We start from the raw sequence: 13,616 nt of genomic DNA on the forward strand, positions 1-13,616 counted from the left end.
GATGATGGCAAACGATCAGGAAGTGAAGTATCTGGTGCCGGGGCTGGAGCGCGGTTTACAGCTGCTGTTGGCCTTTGGCGAGCAGCATCGCGATCTGACTTTTGCCGAGCTGCACCGGCTGGTGGATATGCCGAAGGCGACCGCCTATCGCGTGGTGCAGACGCTGGAGTACATGGGCTTTCTGGAGCGCAACACGCGCACCAATACCTTTTCGCTGGGCATGAACGTGCTGCGTCTTGGCTTTGAGTACATCGCCTCGCTGGACGTGGCGCAGGTCGGCCAGCCGGTGATCGAGCAACTGCGCGACGTGAGCCAGTGCAGCAGCCATCTGGCGATCCGCGACGGGCGCGACATTATATACATCGCCCGCGTCAGCGCCGCCGGGTCGCGTATCAACCAGGTCAGCATTGGTACCCGTCTGCCGGTGCACTGTACCTCGCTGGGCCGCATGCTGTTGACCGATATTTCCCGCGCTGATTTCGAACAGCTGTTCCCGCATGAGCGTCTGCCGGGCAACACGCCGGGGCAGCTTCACGACCGTGAAGCCCTGTGGCAGATGGTGCAGCAGGACAAAGCCCGCGGGTATGTCATCGGCGAATCCTTCTTCCGCCACGGCATCTCTTCCATCGTCTACCCGGTGTATGACCGAAGCGGCCGCGTGGCGGCGGTAGTCAGCATTCTGGTGCCGTCGGAGGAGATCCCGCAGAGCGACCGCGAGCGCCTGCAAAACGAGGTTCGCCTTGCGGCGGATAAAATTTCTGGCTTCTTAGGGTATCTATCACAGGCCAGTTAAATCAGTGAGTTAACGCCAGGCGCTTGACTGCGTCGGGCATGTTTTACGCCCAATCTGGGCCAGATGAGGCAACGAACGATGAGTGTAACCGGAATTGAAAAGCTGGAATTTGGTGTGGAAGACCTGACGCACTGCGCCAAATTTATGCGTGATTTTGGCCTGACGGGCGATGCCAGCGGCCAGCGTTTCACCACCCTGAGCGGCGCGCGCGTGGAGCTTAACCCGATCGACAGCCCCGACCTGCCGCCCGCGTTTGAAGCGGGCAACACCCTGCGCCGCATGACCTGGGCGGTTGCCGCACAGTCCGATCTCGACGCGCTGCGCCCGAAGCTGGCGCAGCAGCCCGGCTTTCGCGAAGTGGGCGACGCGCTGGAATGCCTCGATCCGAACGGCATGACGCTGCGCGTGCAGGTGACCCAGCAGACCGACGTGGAGCTTAACGTCGAGCCAATAAACCAGTGGGGCGACGCCCGCCGTATCGACACGCCCAGCCCGGTTTACGATCGCGCCCAGCCGATCAACGTGGGGCATGTGGTGTTCTTCGTGGAGGAGCTGGCGGCGGTGGAAAAATTCTACCGCGAGGTGCTCGGCTTCCAGGTCTCGGATCGCTATATCAACCGCGCCGTGTTCCTGCGCTGCGGCGTGCGTGGCGGCCATCACAACCTGTTCCTGCTGCAACTGCCGAACCGCAAGCGCGGCCTTAACCACGTGGCCTTCACCGTGCGCGATATCCACGAGGTGATCGGCGGCGGTATCGCGATGAATAAACATGACTGGAGCACCTTTATCGGACCGGGACGTCATCCGGTGTCGTCGGCGTACTTCTGGTACGTCAACAGCCCGACCGGCGGCGCGTTTGAGTATTACACCAACGATGATTACCTGACGGAAAACTGGCAGCCGCGCGAGCTGGAGCATTCCCTGGTCTCCTTCACCGAGTGGGCGGTGGAAGGTGGGATTGACCACGACACGCGCCGTCAGCAGAAAAAGCGGGAGGCGGTATGACATCGCGCATTGTCATTATCGGCGGCGGCCAGTCAGGCGGCTGGGCGGCGAAAACCCTGCGTGACGAGGGCTTCGACGGCGAGATTTGCGTGGTAGCGGAAGAGGAATGGGATTTCTATGAGCGCCCGCCGCTGTCAAAAGCGTCTCTGGTGGAACCGGACGCGGCGCTTCCAAGGCTGTTTACCGACGAGGTGCAGCAGGCGCTGAACCTGACCTGGTACCGACCGCTGCGCGCAAAATCTGTCGATCGCGTTGAAAAAAAAGTCCTTCTTAGCAACGGCGAGCAGCTTAGTTACAACATCCTTTTAATCGCTACCGGCGGTCGGGCGCGCCTGCCTTCGCAGGCGTGGGCCAGCCATCCGCAGGTCTATACCCTGCGCCACTGGCAGGACGCGCAGCGCCTGAAAAGTCGCCTGATGGAAAGTCACAAACTCGCGATTATCGGCGGCGGCTGGATTGGCCTTGAGATTGCCGCTTCCGCGCGGAAAAGCGGCGTGGCGGTCACCCTGTTCGAGCAGCAGCCTGCGCTCTGCATGCGCTCGGTGAGCGGCGAGGTGTCCCAGCGCCTGGAGGCCATCCACCGCGAGCAGGGGGTGGAGATCCGTACCGGCTGCGGCGCGCTGGAGCTGGAGGACGATAACGGCCTGCCGGTCATCCACTGCGACGGCCAGCGTGAAACCTTTGATACGGTCGTGGTCGGGATCGGCGTCGATCTCAATCTGGAGCTGGCGCTTGATGCGGGGCTGAAAACCGGGCGCGGGATCGTGGTGGATGCCCAGGGACGCACCTCGGATCCGTTCATCTTTGCCGCAGGAGATGTCGCCCAGCACCATCACTACGGCCTGTGCATCCAGTCCTGGGCCTTTGCACAGAATCAGGCGGTGGCGACGGCAAAAGCGATGCTCAACCCCGATGCGCCAGGCTACGACGACGCGCCGTGGCTGTGGTCGGATCAATATCAGCACAACATCCAGATCCTCGGCATACCGCAGGCAGGCTGCCGAACGATAGTGCGTGAAGAGGCGCTGTACTTCTCGCTGGACGACAACGGGCGGCTAACGCAGCTTGTGGCGTTCAACGATGCGCGCACCGTCAAGCTGGCGAAGCGCTGGATGGCGGCAGGGCGGGATCTGTCGGACGTACCGCTTGCCGACCCGACATTTTCACTGATGTCACTGCGATAGCTAACCCGCACCCGTAGGGGGAGAAATGACCACACTAGAGACTAACACCGCGCCGGTTGAGGCGAGCGGTGAGGGAACCCGCACGCCCGAAAAAGCGGTGCGCTGGGCCATCCCGCTGTCGCTGCTGGCCTGCGTGCTGCTGGCCTTTTTCGACAAAATCAGCATCGCGGCGCTCTTTTCGGATACCCATTTCCAGCAGGCGATGGGCATTGATTTCGACACCACGCGCCTCGGCATTCTGATGAGCGCTTTCCTGCTGAGCTACGGCTTCTCATCGGTGTTTTTAAGCGGTTTAGGCGACAAAATCGCGCCGCTGCGCCTGCTCACCGGGATGATGGCAGTGTGGTGCGTGCTGATGGTGGCGATGGGCTTTATCCATAACTACACGCTGATGATCGTCCTGCGTATTCTGCTGGGCGTGGCGGAAGGACCGCTGTTCCCGCTGGCCTTCGCCATTGTGCGCCACAACTTCCCGCAGCATTTGCAGGCGCGCGCCACCATGCTGTGGCTGCTGGGCACCCCGGTGGGCGCGGCGATTGGTTTCCCGCTCTCCCTCTGGCTGCTAAACACCTTTGGCTGGCAGAGCACTTTCTTTGTGATGGCCATGCTTACCGTGCCGGTGCTTATCTTTGTGCGCATTGGTCTGCGCGGGATCCGCCTGGAGGCAAAACCCGGCACCTCGCAGGCGTCCCGGGACGAGCGGCGCGCGGCGCGGCGTGAGCTGTTTGTCAGCCCGCACTTCTGGATCATCTGCATCTTTAACATCGCTTTCCTGACCTACCTGTGGGGCATCAACGGCTGGTTGCCTGGCTACTTAATTAAGGGCAAAGGCATCCACCTGGAGCATGCGGGCTGGCTGTCGTCGATGCCGTTCATCGCCATGCTGGCAGGGGAAGTGATTGGCGCGTGGCTCTCTGACCGGGTCGATAAGCGCGCGGCGGCCTGCTTTATCTCGATGGCGGGGGCGGCCGTCGGGCTGGCGGCGGTGATGCACCTCGACACCCCGCTTGCCATCATCGCGGCGATGAGCTTCAGCACCTTTATGTGGGGCACCGGCGCGCCCAACATTTTCGCCCTGCTGGCGAAGGCCACCCATCCCCGGGTGAGCGCCACGGCGGGCGGTATCTTCAACGGGCTGGGAAACTTTGCGGGCGCGCTGTCGCCGGCGGTGATGGGCGCGCTTATCGCCTTTACCCATAGCATGGATTCCGGGCTGATTTTTCTGGCGGTGATGGCGGCGGTGGGCTGCGTCCTGTTACTGCCGCTGCTGAGACGTTACTGAGGAGAGTGTCATGACTGATTCAACCGTAACCAACAAAACAGGCATCAAACCTGACCATCTGACGATGGAAGAGTGGGTCGAGTCGCGCATCGCGCGCTTCGAAGGCCGTAAATACGACTGGAACGCGCTGAAGTTCCAGGCCGATTTTGATCCGAAATATCGCCGGGCGCAGATGCGCTACATCGGCACCGGCGCAACCGGCGTGGCGAACGACACCAACACCGTGCAGGCGGACCATTTTACCTTCTCCACCATGGTGCTGCCGTCGAAGTGCGAAGGACCGCTGCACCTGCACGACGACGTGGAAGAGGTGTTCTTCATGCTCAAGGGGCAGATCACGCTGATGATCCAGGACGGCGACAACTACACCGAAACCGTGCTGCGCGAGCGTGACCTGATCTCCGTTCCGCCGGGCATCTATCGCGGCCTGTCTAACCACGGCGAAGAAGAAGCGCTGATGTGCGTCATGCTGGGGACCAATAAGCCGGAAATCCCGACCTATCCGTCCGACCATCCGCTTTCCAAAGTGAAGCGGAACTAAGGGGGCATGATGACGGGTTTTCGTGAACAGGGAAGCGGCATTCCGCTGATGCTGCTGCACGGGATCAGCTCCGGCGCCGCCTCCTGGCACAAGCAGATGGCGCTGAACGGTTTTCGCGTGCTGGCGTGGGACATGCCGGGCTATGGCGAAAGCCCGATGCTGGCCGTAGCGCGGGCAAACGCGGGTGATTACGCCGACGCGCTGGCGGCCATGCTGGATCGCGCCGGTGTCTGGCAGACAGTGCTGGTCGGCCATTCCCTGGGGGCGCTGGTGGCCAGCGCCTTTGCGGCAAAGTTCCCGGATCGCGTCATTCATCTGGTGCTGGCCGACGCGGCGCAGGGGTACGGCAATGCCGCGCCGGAGCAGCGGGAGCAGGTCTGGCGCAACCGCGAGCAGCAGATGGCGCTGGGGGGCGAAATCCTCGCCCAGACCCGCGCCCCGAAGCTGCTGCGCCCCGGCGCGCGCGCGGAAGATATCGCCACCGTCGCGGCGGGCATGCGGGTGCTGCGCCCGGAAGGCTACCTTGCCGCCTCGTGGATGCTGGCGCATGACGACATCCACGGCTGGCTGAAGCGTTATTCCGGCAGTTTTGAAGTCTGGTGCGGCGAGCAGGATGCCATCACCCAGCCGGAGCTGGTTCAGGGTCTGGCGCTGCGCTACGGCATGCCGTTTATCGCCATTCCGCAGGCCGGGCACGCCAGCTATCTCGATAACGACGCGTTTTTCAACCAACAGCTTTTACGCATTAACGAAGAGGTGCGCGATGAATGCACAAATTGACGGGCGCGTAGCGGTAGTCACCGGCGGTTCTTCCGGCATTGGCTTTGAAACGCTGCGCCTGCTGCTGGGAGAAGGGGCGAAAGTCGCCTTCTGCGGCCGTGACGCGGACCGGCTCGCCAGCGCCCATGCGACGCTGCAAAACGAATTTCCTCACGGGGAGATTTTCGCTTACCGCTGCGACGTGCTGAATGCCGACGAAGTTCAGGCCTTCGCGGATGCGGTGCAGGCGCGTTTTGGCGCGGCGGATATGCTGATCAACAACGCCGGGCAGGGCTACGTGGCGCACTTCCATGACACGCCGCGCGAGGCGTGGCTGCACGAAGCCGAACTCAAACTGTTCGGGGTGATTAACCCGGTGCAGGCGTTTCAGCCGCTGCTGGAACGATCCGACATTGCCTCCATCACCTGCGTGAACTCCCTGCTGGCGCTTCAGCCGGAAGAGCACATGATCGCCACGTCGGCAGCCCGCGCCGCGCTGTTGAACATGACGCTGACGCTCTCGAAAGAGCTGGTGGGCAAAGGGATTCGCGTCAATTCCATACTGCTCGGTATGGTCGAGTCCGGCCAGTCGCAGCGCCGCTTTGAAAGCCGGGCGGATAAAAGCCAGAGCTGGCCGGAGTGGACGGCGGAGATCGCGCGCAAGCGCGGCATTCCGATGGCGCGCCTCGGCAAGCCGCAGGAGCCCGCGCAGGCGCTGCTGTTCCTCGCCTCGCCGCTGGCCTCGTTTACCACCGGCGCGGCGCTGGACGTTTCCGGCGGCTTTTGCCGCCATCTGTAAGGACGCATCATGAAAAAGGTAATGTTAATTGGTTATGGCGCCATGGCGCAGGCGGTGATTGAGCGCCTGCCCGCCGGCGTGGCTATCGGCTGGATCGTGGCGCGCGCGTCTCACCATCCCGCCATTCACGACCAGTTTGGCAATGCGGTCGAGGCGCTGACGTCGCCGATGGCGTGCGCACAAACGCCGGATCTGGTGCTGGAATGCGCCAGCCAGCAGGCGGTGGCCCAGTACGGGGAAGAGATCCTGCGTCGCGGCTGGCATCTGGCCATCATTTCCACCGGCGCGCTGGCGGACAGCGCGCTGGAGCAGCGTCTGCTCGCCGCGGGCGGAAAACTGACCCTGCTTTCCGGTGCGGTGGCCGGTATCGACGGGCTGGCGGCGGCGAAAGAGGGCGGGCTTGAGCGCGTTACCTATCAGTCGCGCAAAAGCCCGGCCAGCTGGCGCGGCAGCTATGCCGAGCAGCTTATCGATCTGAATGCGGTGTCAGAGGCAAAGGTTTTCTTCGAGGGCAGCGCCCGCGAGGCGGCGCGCCTGTTCCCGGCGAACGCCAACGTGGCGGCGACCGTGGCGCTCGGCGGCGTCGGGATGGACGACACCCGCGTGCAACTGATGGTTGACCCGGCAACGAAACGTAACACCCACACGCTGCATGTCGAAGGATTATTCGGCGAGTTCCATCTGGAACTGAGCGGATTGCCGCTGGCTTCTAATCCTAAAACCTCCACCCTGGCGGCACTGAGCGCGGTGCGCGCCTGCCGCGAGCTGGCCCTGAGCTGAGGAGTGACGATGAACGATCTGAAGATTTTTATCGGCGGCCAGTGGCGACGCGGCGGCGGCAACCCGATGCAGAGCCACTTTCCGGCAGACGGGTCGATCAACGCGACGCTGAATGCCGCCAGTCTGGATGACCTGGAGGAGGCGGTAGCCGCCGGAGAGCGCGCCTGGCGCGATCCCGCATGGCGTAACAGTCTGCCGCACATGCGCGCGAAGATCCTGCATAACGTTGCCGATCTTATTGAATCCCGCGTCGATGCGCTGGCGCAGATGCAGAGCCGTGATAACGGCAAGCCGCTGGCGGAAGCGCGCGGGCTGGTGATGAGCGCGGCGGGAACGGCGCGCTACTTTGCCGCCGCCTGCGAGCTGCTGGAAGGGGAACTTCCGACGCCGCGCCAGCCGGATCTGCTGACGCTGAGCTGCTACGAGCCCCTTGGCGTGGTGGCGGCCATTACGCCGTGGAACTCGCCGATTGCCAGCGAGATGCAGAAGGTCGCACCGGCGATTGCCGCCGGGAACGCGGTGATCCTCAAGCCCGCCGAAGCCACGCCGCTGATGGCGCTGGAGCTGGCGCGGATTTTTGAACAGGCCGGGCTGCCCGCCGGGCTGCTGAGCGTCCTGCCGGGCAAAGGCTCGGTGATTGGCGATGCGCTGGCGCGTCATCCTCGCGTGCGGAAAATTTCCTTTACCGGCGGCACCACCACGGGCCGTCATCTGGCGCACGTGGCGGCGGAAAAACTGATCCCGGCCTCGCTGGAACTGGGCGGCAAATCGCCGACCATCGTGCTGGAGGATGCCGATATCGAACAGGCCGCGCGCGGGATCTGCTACGGCATTTTCAGCTCGGCGGGGCAGGCGTGTATCGCCGGGGCGCGGCTGTTTATCCACGAGAGTATTTACGCCACGCTGATGGCGAGGCTGCTGGAATTAACACGCGGGCTGCGCGTCGGACATCCGTTTACCGACGGCGTCCATGTAGGACCGCTGATCAACGAAAAACATCGCCAGAGCGTGATCCAGTACGTCGAACTGGCGAAGCGTGAAGGGGGCCGCGTGCTGTGCGGCGGCGAGATCCCCGCCGATCCCGCTCTGGTAAACGGCAGCTTCTTTCTGCCAACCATTATCGAAGGGCTGAGCAACAGCGCCCGCGCCTGTCAGGAAGAGATCTTCGGCCCGGTGCTGGTGGCGATGCCGTTTGGCGATGAAGCCACGCTTATCCACGAGGCGAACGACTCGGTGTACGGCCTGGCGGCGGGGATCTGGACGCGCGATACCGGTCGCGCCCTGCGTCTCAGCGAGCAGCTGGAGGCAGGCACGGTGTGGATCAACACCTACAAGGTTTTTGCGATTTCGACCCCGTTCGGGGGCTTTAAAGAGAGCGGTCTGGGCCGCGAGAAGGGTATCCAGGGGCTGAAAGCCTGGATGCAACAAAAGAGCATTTATCTGGCGACGGGTAACAGCGTCAACCACTGGTGCGACTGAGAAAGGGTGAGCAATGAGCGAAATGATAACCGTCGGCGACGCCATCGCCAGAACGCTGGAGCAGTATCAGGTTGAGGCCATCTACGGCGTCATCTCCATTCACAACCTGCCGATCGCGGATGCGGTTGGGCAGCGGGGCAATATCCGCTTTGTGCCCGCGCGCGGTGAAGCCGGTTCCGTCACCATGGCCGATGCTCACGGGCGCTTTTCCGGCCTCGGCGTGGCGCTGACCAGCACCGGCGCGGGGGCCGGGAACGCGGTAGGCGCGCTGGTGGAAGCCATGAATGCCTGCACGCCGCTGCTGCATTTAACCGGGCAGGTTGAGAAAGCCTGGCTGGACGCCGACACCGGGTTTATCCATGAAACCCGTGACCAGCTGACCTTCCTGAAGGCCAGCTCAAAACGGGCGTACCGCGTCAGCAATGCGAATCAGGCGATAGCGATTCTGCATAAAGCCATCCAGGACGCGCAGACCCCGCCGTGCGGACCGGTCTCGGTGGAAATCCCGATTGATATTCAGAGCGCCAAAATTCCGCTGTCGCTGGTAACCGCTCCGATCAAACCGGTATCGGCTCCGGCCGTGGATACCGGAATGGTTGACGCGCTGTGGGCGCAGCTCAAACAGGCGAAACAGCCGCTGCTGTGGCTGGGCGGCGGGGCGCTGGGTAGCGCTGAGGCAGTGAAAAAACTGGCGGATGCGGGCATCACCGTGATTTCCAGCACCCACGCGCGCGGCGTGCTGCCGGACAACCACCGCGCCAGCCTTCGCGCGTTCCATAATTCGCCGTCGGTTGAGGCGCTGATTGCGCAGTGTGATTTTACGTTGGTGGCCGGTTCTCGCCTGCGCAGCAACGAAACCCGATCCTGGACGCTTGAGCTGCCTTCCCCGCGGGTGCAGCTCGATATCGACCCGGCGGCAGCAAGCCGTAACTATCTGATGGATAGCACGTTGATAGCCGATTGTTCCGCGCTGCTTGGCGCGCTGGCTGAAAAAGTGCAGGGCCGCGAGTGGGGCAACGCCCAGTGGGATACGCAGGTACAGCAGGCTGTCGGGCAAGCTGAGCAGGGGCTGCGCGAGCAGTGCGGCGCCTATGCGAAGCTTAACGACGCCATTGAGAAAGCCCTGCCGAAAGACGGCCTGCTGGTGCGCGATATCACCGTGTCCGGCAGCCTGTGGGGTAGCCGCCTGTTCAGGGCTAACGGTCCGCTGATGAATATTCACTCCCTCGCCGGGGCGATTGGCATGGGCCTGCCGATGGCTATCGGCACCGCGATTGCCAACCCACAGCGCAAGGTGGTGGGGCTGGTGGGCGACGGCGGCCTGAGCCTCAATTTAGGCGAACTGGCGACGCTGGCGCAGGAGAAAGCCAACGTGACGCTGCTGATCATGAACGACGGGGGCTACGGCGTAATGCGTGGTATTCAGGATAAATATTTTGGCGGGCGTCAGTATTATAACGCGCTGCATACGCCGGATTTTACCCTGCTGGCGCAGGCGATTGGTCTACAGGCCTGGAGCGTTGAGCAGGCCGAGGATTTTGACGCGGTGATGATGGAAGCGTTAGCGATGCCGGGGCCGTCGGTGGTAGAGGTGCGGATGGGGCAGATTGGCGCCCTTAAGTTTGCCGGGCCGCCACAGAAAACGCTGTACTGATTGAGTCTTGTTGCCCGGTAGCGCGGCGCGCACCGGGCCGGAGTATTATTTAATACCGTCTGCCGCCATGCGGTCACGGATATGCTGCGCGCGTTCAACGGAGGCCGGGTGATCGTCAAACATAAAGCTTTGACGGCCTTCCTCCAGTTTCGCCAGTTTTTCGAAGCTGGTGGCTAAACCTGATGGATTGATGCCGCGTTTGCGCAACAGATCGTAAGAGTAGTCATCCGCTTCCGACTCCTGACGCTGGGAGAACTGGGAGTTAACCAGTTTCTCACCCACGTCGCCCAGCTGCGACTGGGACAGGCTGCCGACAATGCCGCCCGCAGAGGCCGCCGCTGCACGCACGGCATTGGTGCCCAGCGCAACCTGCATCCCTTTCTTCACGTGACCCAGAGCAACGTGACCCATTTCATGGCCGATCACCGCTTCCACTTCGTTGTCGGTCATCATGTCCATCAGGCCGCTGTATACGCGGATACAGCCGTTAGCCATCGCGAAGGCGTTCACGTCTTTCGCCATATACACCTTGTAGTTCACCGGCTGACCGTTAATGTTGTCGCCCAGCGCGGAAGCAATCTTGTTCAGACGCTGCGTGTAGGTGCTGTTTGCCGGGGCAAGCGTAGCTTTTCCATCCATATCCTTACAGGCCTCGTCGCTCAGCGCTTTCACCTGCGCATCGCTCAGTGAGTAGGCCTGAAAAGCTTCTGCGCCTGAGGTCATCAGGCCGTTAGAATCCATATTCTGACAGCCGCTTAGCAGGAGCGTTGTTCCCACAGCCAGCCCGATTGCACGCATTTTCATGATGTTGCTTCCGTACTCGTTAATCTGAATTAATTCCGAAAAATGCACCGTCAACGAAGCCGGTGTCGGGCTAAGTATAAGGAATATCTACAGGGGCGGGCGAGCAGATTGCGCAACATGCGAGCATGATCCAGAGATTTCTTAAGCAGCAAAAGAATGCTCCATGTACATGCCCTGCGGCTTGGGTTACATTGTTGGCACTTTTTTCCGGCGTAGCCCAAAACGCGCTGTCGTCAAGGGCATGGCCTTTAACAGTCCGATCTGGAGTTAAAATGTCCTCACGTAAAGAGCTTGCTAATGCTATTCGTGCGCTGAGCATGGACGCAGTACAGAAAGCCAAATCCGGCCACCCGGGCGCCCCTATGGGCATGGCTGACATCGCCGAAGTCCTGTGGCGTGATTTCCTGAACCATAACCCGCAGAACCCGGCATGGGCAGACCGCGACCGTTTCGTGCTGTCTAACGGCCACGGCTCTATGCTGATCTACAGCCTGCTGCACCTCACTGGCTACGATCTGCCAATCGAAGAGCTGAAAAACTTCCGTCAGCTGCACTCCAAAACTCCAGGTCACCCGGAAGTGGGCTACACCGCTGGCGTTGAAACCACTACCGGTCCGCTGGGTCAGGGCATCGCTAACGCCGTAGGTATGGCGATTGCAGAGAAGACCCTGGCGGCGCAGTTTAACCGTCCTGGCCACGACATCGTTGACCACTTCACCTACGCCTTCCTGGGCGACGGCTGCATGATGGAAGGCATTTCTCACGAAGTGTGCTCCCTGGCAGGCACCCTGAAGCTGGGTAAACTGGTTGCGTTCTACGACGACAACGGCATTTCTATCGACGGCCACGTTGAAGGCTGGTTCACTGACGACACCGCTGCACGTTTCGAAGCCTACGGCTGGCATGTTGTGCGCGGCGTTGATGGCCACGATGCTGACTCGATTAAACGTGCCGTAGAAGAAGCGCGCGCCGTGACCGACAAACCGTCCCTGCTGATGTGCAAAACCATCATCGGCTTCGGTTCTCCGAACAAAGCGGGCACTCACGACTCCCACGGCGCACCGCTGGGCGACGCGGAAATTGCACTGACCCGTGAAGCGCTTGGCTGGAAACACCCTGCCTTCGAAATCCCGTCTGAAATCTACGCTCAGTGGGATGCGAAAGAAGTGGGTCAGGCGAAAGAAGCGGCCTGGAACGAGAAGTTCGCGGCTTACGCGAAAGCCTTCCCACAGGAAGCGGCTGAGTTCACCCGTCGTATGAAAGGTGACATGCCGTCTGACTTCGACGCCAAAGCGAACGAGTTCATCGCGAAGTTGCAGGCGAACCCAGCCAAGATCGCCAGCCGTAAAGCATCTCAGAATGCGATCGAAGCGTTTGGCCCTCTGCTGCCTGAATTCCTCGGCGGCTCCGCTGACCTGGCGCCATCAAACCTGACCCTGTGGTCCGGATCTAAGCCAATCAACGAAGATACTGCCGGTAACTACATCCATTACGGTGTACGTGAGTTCGGTATGACTGCGATTGCCAACGGTATCGCTCTGCACGGTGGTTTCCTGCCGTACACTTCTACCTTCCTGATGTTTGTGGAATATGCACGTAACGCCGTGCGTATGGCTGCGCTGATGAAACAGCGTCAGGTGATGGTCTACACCCACGACTCCATCGGTCTGGGCGAAGATGGTCCAACTCACCAGCCAGTAGAGCAGGTGGCTTCCCTGCGCGTGACCCCGAACATGAGCACATGGCGTCCATGTGACCAGGTTGAATCTGCGGTGGCGTGGAAATACGGCGTTGAGCGTCAGGATGGCCCGACCGCGCTGATCCTCTCCCGTCAGAACCTGGCGCAGCAGGAGCGTACCCCAGAGCAGCTGGCAAACATCGCGCGCGGTGGTTACGTGCTGAAAGATTGCGCAGGCCAGCCTGAGCTGATCTTCATCGCGACCGGTTCTGAAGTTGAACTGGCCGTTGCCGCATGGGAAAAACTGACTGCCGAAGGCGTGAAAGCGCGTGTGGTTTCTATGCCTTCTACCGATGCGTTCGACAAGCAGGATGCCGCGTACCGCGAATCCGTACTGCCTAAAGCGGTCTCCGCTCGCGTGGCAGTGGAAGCGGGTATCGCAGACTACTGGTTCAAATACGTGGGTCTGAACGGCGCTATCGTCGGGATGACCACGTTTGGTGAGTCTGCGCCAGCTGAACAGCTGTTTGAAGAGTTCGGCTTCACCGTTGAAAACGTTGTCGCTAAGGCGAAAGAACTGCTGTAATTGTTTGTCCGGTGCGGGCTGATGCCCTCACCCTGGCTCTCTCCCACGGGGAGAGGGAGAATAAAGTAGGCCGGGTAAGCGCTAACGCGCCACCCGGCTTTTTTGTAAGCATTATTCCACCCAAAATGTGACGCAAGTCATATAGCTCGCTTATTCATCTGGACAGACATTCCTTTTATTCCCCGATTCGCTTATTCTTGCTGAAGCGTTTCAGTCGATTAAATGTTCGACAATTGACCAATCAATCGCAGTTTGTGACAGCAAGGATTCCC

At 61.3% G+C, this 13,616-nt stretch carries 12 protein-coding genes; 11 read left to right on the forward strand and 1 reads right to left on the reverse strand.

Annotated features, from left to right (window positions below; all coding sequences use genetic code 11):
* Positions 1 to 4: 4 nt before the first annotated feature.
* The 10 genes from AM329_RS22710 (at position 5) to AM329_RS22755 (ending at position 10,276) form a co-directional block, all read left to right on the forward strand.
* Entirely contained in the window at positions 5 to 793 is a 789-nt protein-coding gene (locus AM329_RS22710; protein WP_003860053.1) for an IclR family transcriptional regulator, read from the forward strand.
* Between the two features lie 78 nt (positions 794 to 871).
* Positions 872 to 1,798, forward strand: a complete 927-nt coding sequence (locus AM329_RS22715; RefSeq protein ID WP_032610100.1) for a VOC family protein — start codon at positions 872 to 874, stop codon at positions 1,796 to 1,798.
* On the forward strand, positions 1,795 to 2,982 hold the full coding sequence (locus AM329_RS22720) for an NAD(P)/FAD-dependent oxidoreductase (protein WP_032610099.1): 1,188 nt from the start codon (positions 1,795 to 1,797) through the stop codon (positions 2,980 to 2,982). The genes AM329_RS22715 and AM329_RS22720 overlap by 4 nt, the downstream gene beginning before the upstream one ends.
* Positions 2,983 to 3,007: 25 nt before the next feature.
* On the forward strand, positions 3,008 to 4,264 hold the full coding sequence (locus tag AM329_RS22725; RefSeq protein ID WP_032610098.1) for an MFS transporter: 1,257 nt from the start codon (positions 3,008 to 3,010) through the stop codon (positions 4,262 to 4,264).
* Between the two features lie 10 nt (positions 4,265 to 4,274).
* Complete coding sequence (locus tag AM329_RS22730; RefSeq protein WP_032610097.1) at positions 4,275 to 4,805, forward strand: cupin domain-containing protein; 531 nt, start codon at positions 4,275 to 4,277, stop codon at positions 4,803 to 4,805.
* A gap of 9 nt (positions 4,806 to 4,814) precedes the next feature.
* Complete coding sequence (locus tag AM329_RS22735; protein WP_032610096.1) at positions 4,815 to 5,585, forward strand: alpha/beta fold hydrolase; 771 nt, start codon at positions 4,815 to 4,817, stop codon at positions 5,583 to 5,585.
* Positions 5,569 to 6,363, forward strand: coding sequence for an SDR family oxidoreductase (locus tag AM329_RS22740; protein WP_032610095.1), 795 nt, complete (start codon positions 5,569 to 5,571; stop codon positions 6,361 to 6,363). Before AM329_RS22735 ends, AM329_RS22740 begins: the two co-directional genes overlap by 17 nt.
* A gap of 9 nt (positions 6,364 to 6,372) precedes the next feature.
* Positions 6,373 to 7,143 (forward strand): aspartate dehydrogenase, encoded by a 771-nt coding sequence (locus AM329_RS22745; RefSeq protein ID WP_023314812.1) that lies wholly within the window; start codon positions 6,373 to 6,375, stop codon positions 7,141 to 7,143.
* 9 nt (positions 7,144 to 7,152) lie between these two features.
* Positions 7,153 to 8,622 (forward strand): aldehyde dehydrogenase, encoded by a 1,470-nt coding sequence (locus AM329_RS22750; protein WP_032610094.1) that lies wholly within the window; start codon positions 7,153 to 7,155, stop codon positions 8,620 to 8,622.
* 13 nt (positions 8,623 to 8,635) lie between these two features.
* Positions 8,636 to 10,276: a thiamine pyrophosphate-binding protein gene (locus tag AM329_RS22755; protein ID WP_032610093.1), complete on the forward strand. Its 1,641-nt coding sequence runs from the start codon at positions 8,636 to 8,638 to the stop codon at positions 10,274 to 10,276.
* Positions 10,277 to 10,321: 45 nt separating this feature from the next.
* Here the strand turns inward: AM329_RS22755 and AM329_RS22760 are convergent, their stop codons facing one another.
* Positions 10,322 to 11,080 carry a M48 family metallopeptidase gene (locus AM329_RS22760; RefSeq protein WP_032610092.1) on the reverse strand — a complete coding sequence of 253 codons (759 nt, stop codon included), beginning with the start codon at positions 11,078 to 11,080 and terminating at the stop codon, positions 10,322 to 10,324.
* Positions 11,081 to 11,352: 272 nt separating this feature from the next.
* On the opposite strand from AM329_RS22760, the gene tkt reads away from it, so the two are divergent.
* Complete coding sequence (tkt, locus tag AM329_RS22765; protein WP_003860074.1) at positions 11,353 to 13,344, forward strand: transketolase; 1,992 nt, start codon at positions 11,353 to 11,355, stop codon at positions 13,342 to 13,344.
* Positions 13,345 to 13,616: the final 272 nt, after the last annotated feature.

The organism is Enterobacter cloacae complex sp. AR_0002, from assembly GCF_001922365.1.
Taxonomy (GTDB): Bacteria; Pseudomonadota; Gammaproteobacteria; order Enterobacterales; family Enterobacteriaceae; genus Enterobacter; species Enterobacter hormaechei_C.

What these genes read in the sequence shown, in the direction of transcription:
- AM329_RS22710 (WP_003860053.1), top strand. Translation starts at nt 5, where the DNA reads ATGGCAAACGATCAGGAAGTGAAGTATCTGGTGCCGGGGCTGGAGCGC.
- AM329_RS22715 (WP_032610100.1), top strand. Translation starts at nt 872, where the DNA reads ATGAGTGTAACCGGAATTGAAAAGCTGGAATTTGGTGTGGAAGACCTG.
- AM329_RS22720 (WP_032610099.1), top strand. Translation starts at nt 1,795, where the DNA reads ATGACATCGCGCATTGTCATTATCGGCGGCGGCCAGTCAGGCGGCTGG.
- AM329_RS22725 (WP_032610098.1), top strand. Translation starts at nt 3,008, where the DNA reads ATGACCACACTAGAGACTAACACCGCGCCGGTTGAGGCGAGCGGTGAG.
- AM329_RS22730 (WP_032610097.1), top strand. Translation starts at nt 4,275, where the DNA reads ATGACTGATTCAACCGTAACCAACAAAACAGGCATCAAACCTGACCAT.
- AM329_RS22735 (WP_032610096.1), top strand. Translation starts at nt 4,815, where the DNA reads ATGACGGGTTTTCGTGAACAGGGAAGCGGCATTCCGCTGATGCTGCTG.
- AM329_RS22740 (WP_032610095.1), top strand. Translation starts at nt 5,569, where the DNA reads ATGAATGCACAAATTGACGGGCGCGTAGCGGTAGTCACCGGCGGTTCT.
- AM329_RS22745 (WP_023314812.1), top strand. Translation starts at nt 6,373, where the DNA reads ATGAAAAAGGTAATGTTAATTGGTTATGGCGCCATGGCGCAGGCGGTG.
- AM329_RS22750 (WP_032610094.1), top strand. Translation starts at nt 7,153, where the DNA reads ATGAACGATCTGAAGATTTTTATCGGCGGCCAGTGGCGACGCGGCGGC.
- AM329_RS22755 (WP_032610093.1), top strand. Translation starts at nt 8,636, where the DNA reads ATGAGCGAAATGATAACCGTCGGCGACGCCATCGCCAGAACGCTGGAG.
- AM329_RS22760 (WP_032610092.1), bottom strand. Translation starts at nt 11,080, where the DNA reads ATGAAAATGCGTGCAATCGGGCTGGCTGTGGGAACAACGCTCCTGCTA.
- tkt (WP_003860074.1), top strand. Translation starts at nt 11,353, where the DNA reads ATGTCCTCACGTAAAGAGCTTGCTAATGCTATTCGTGCGCTGAGCATG.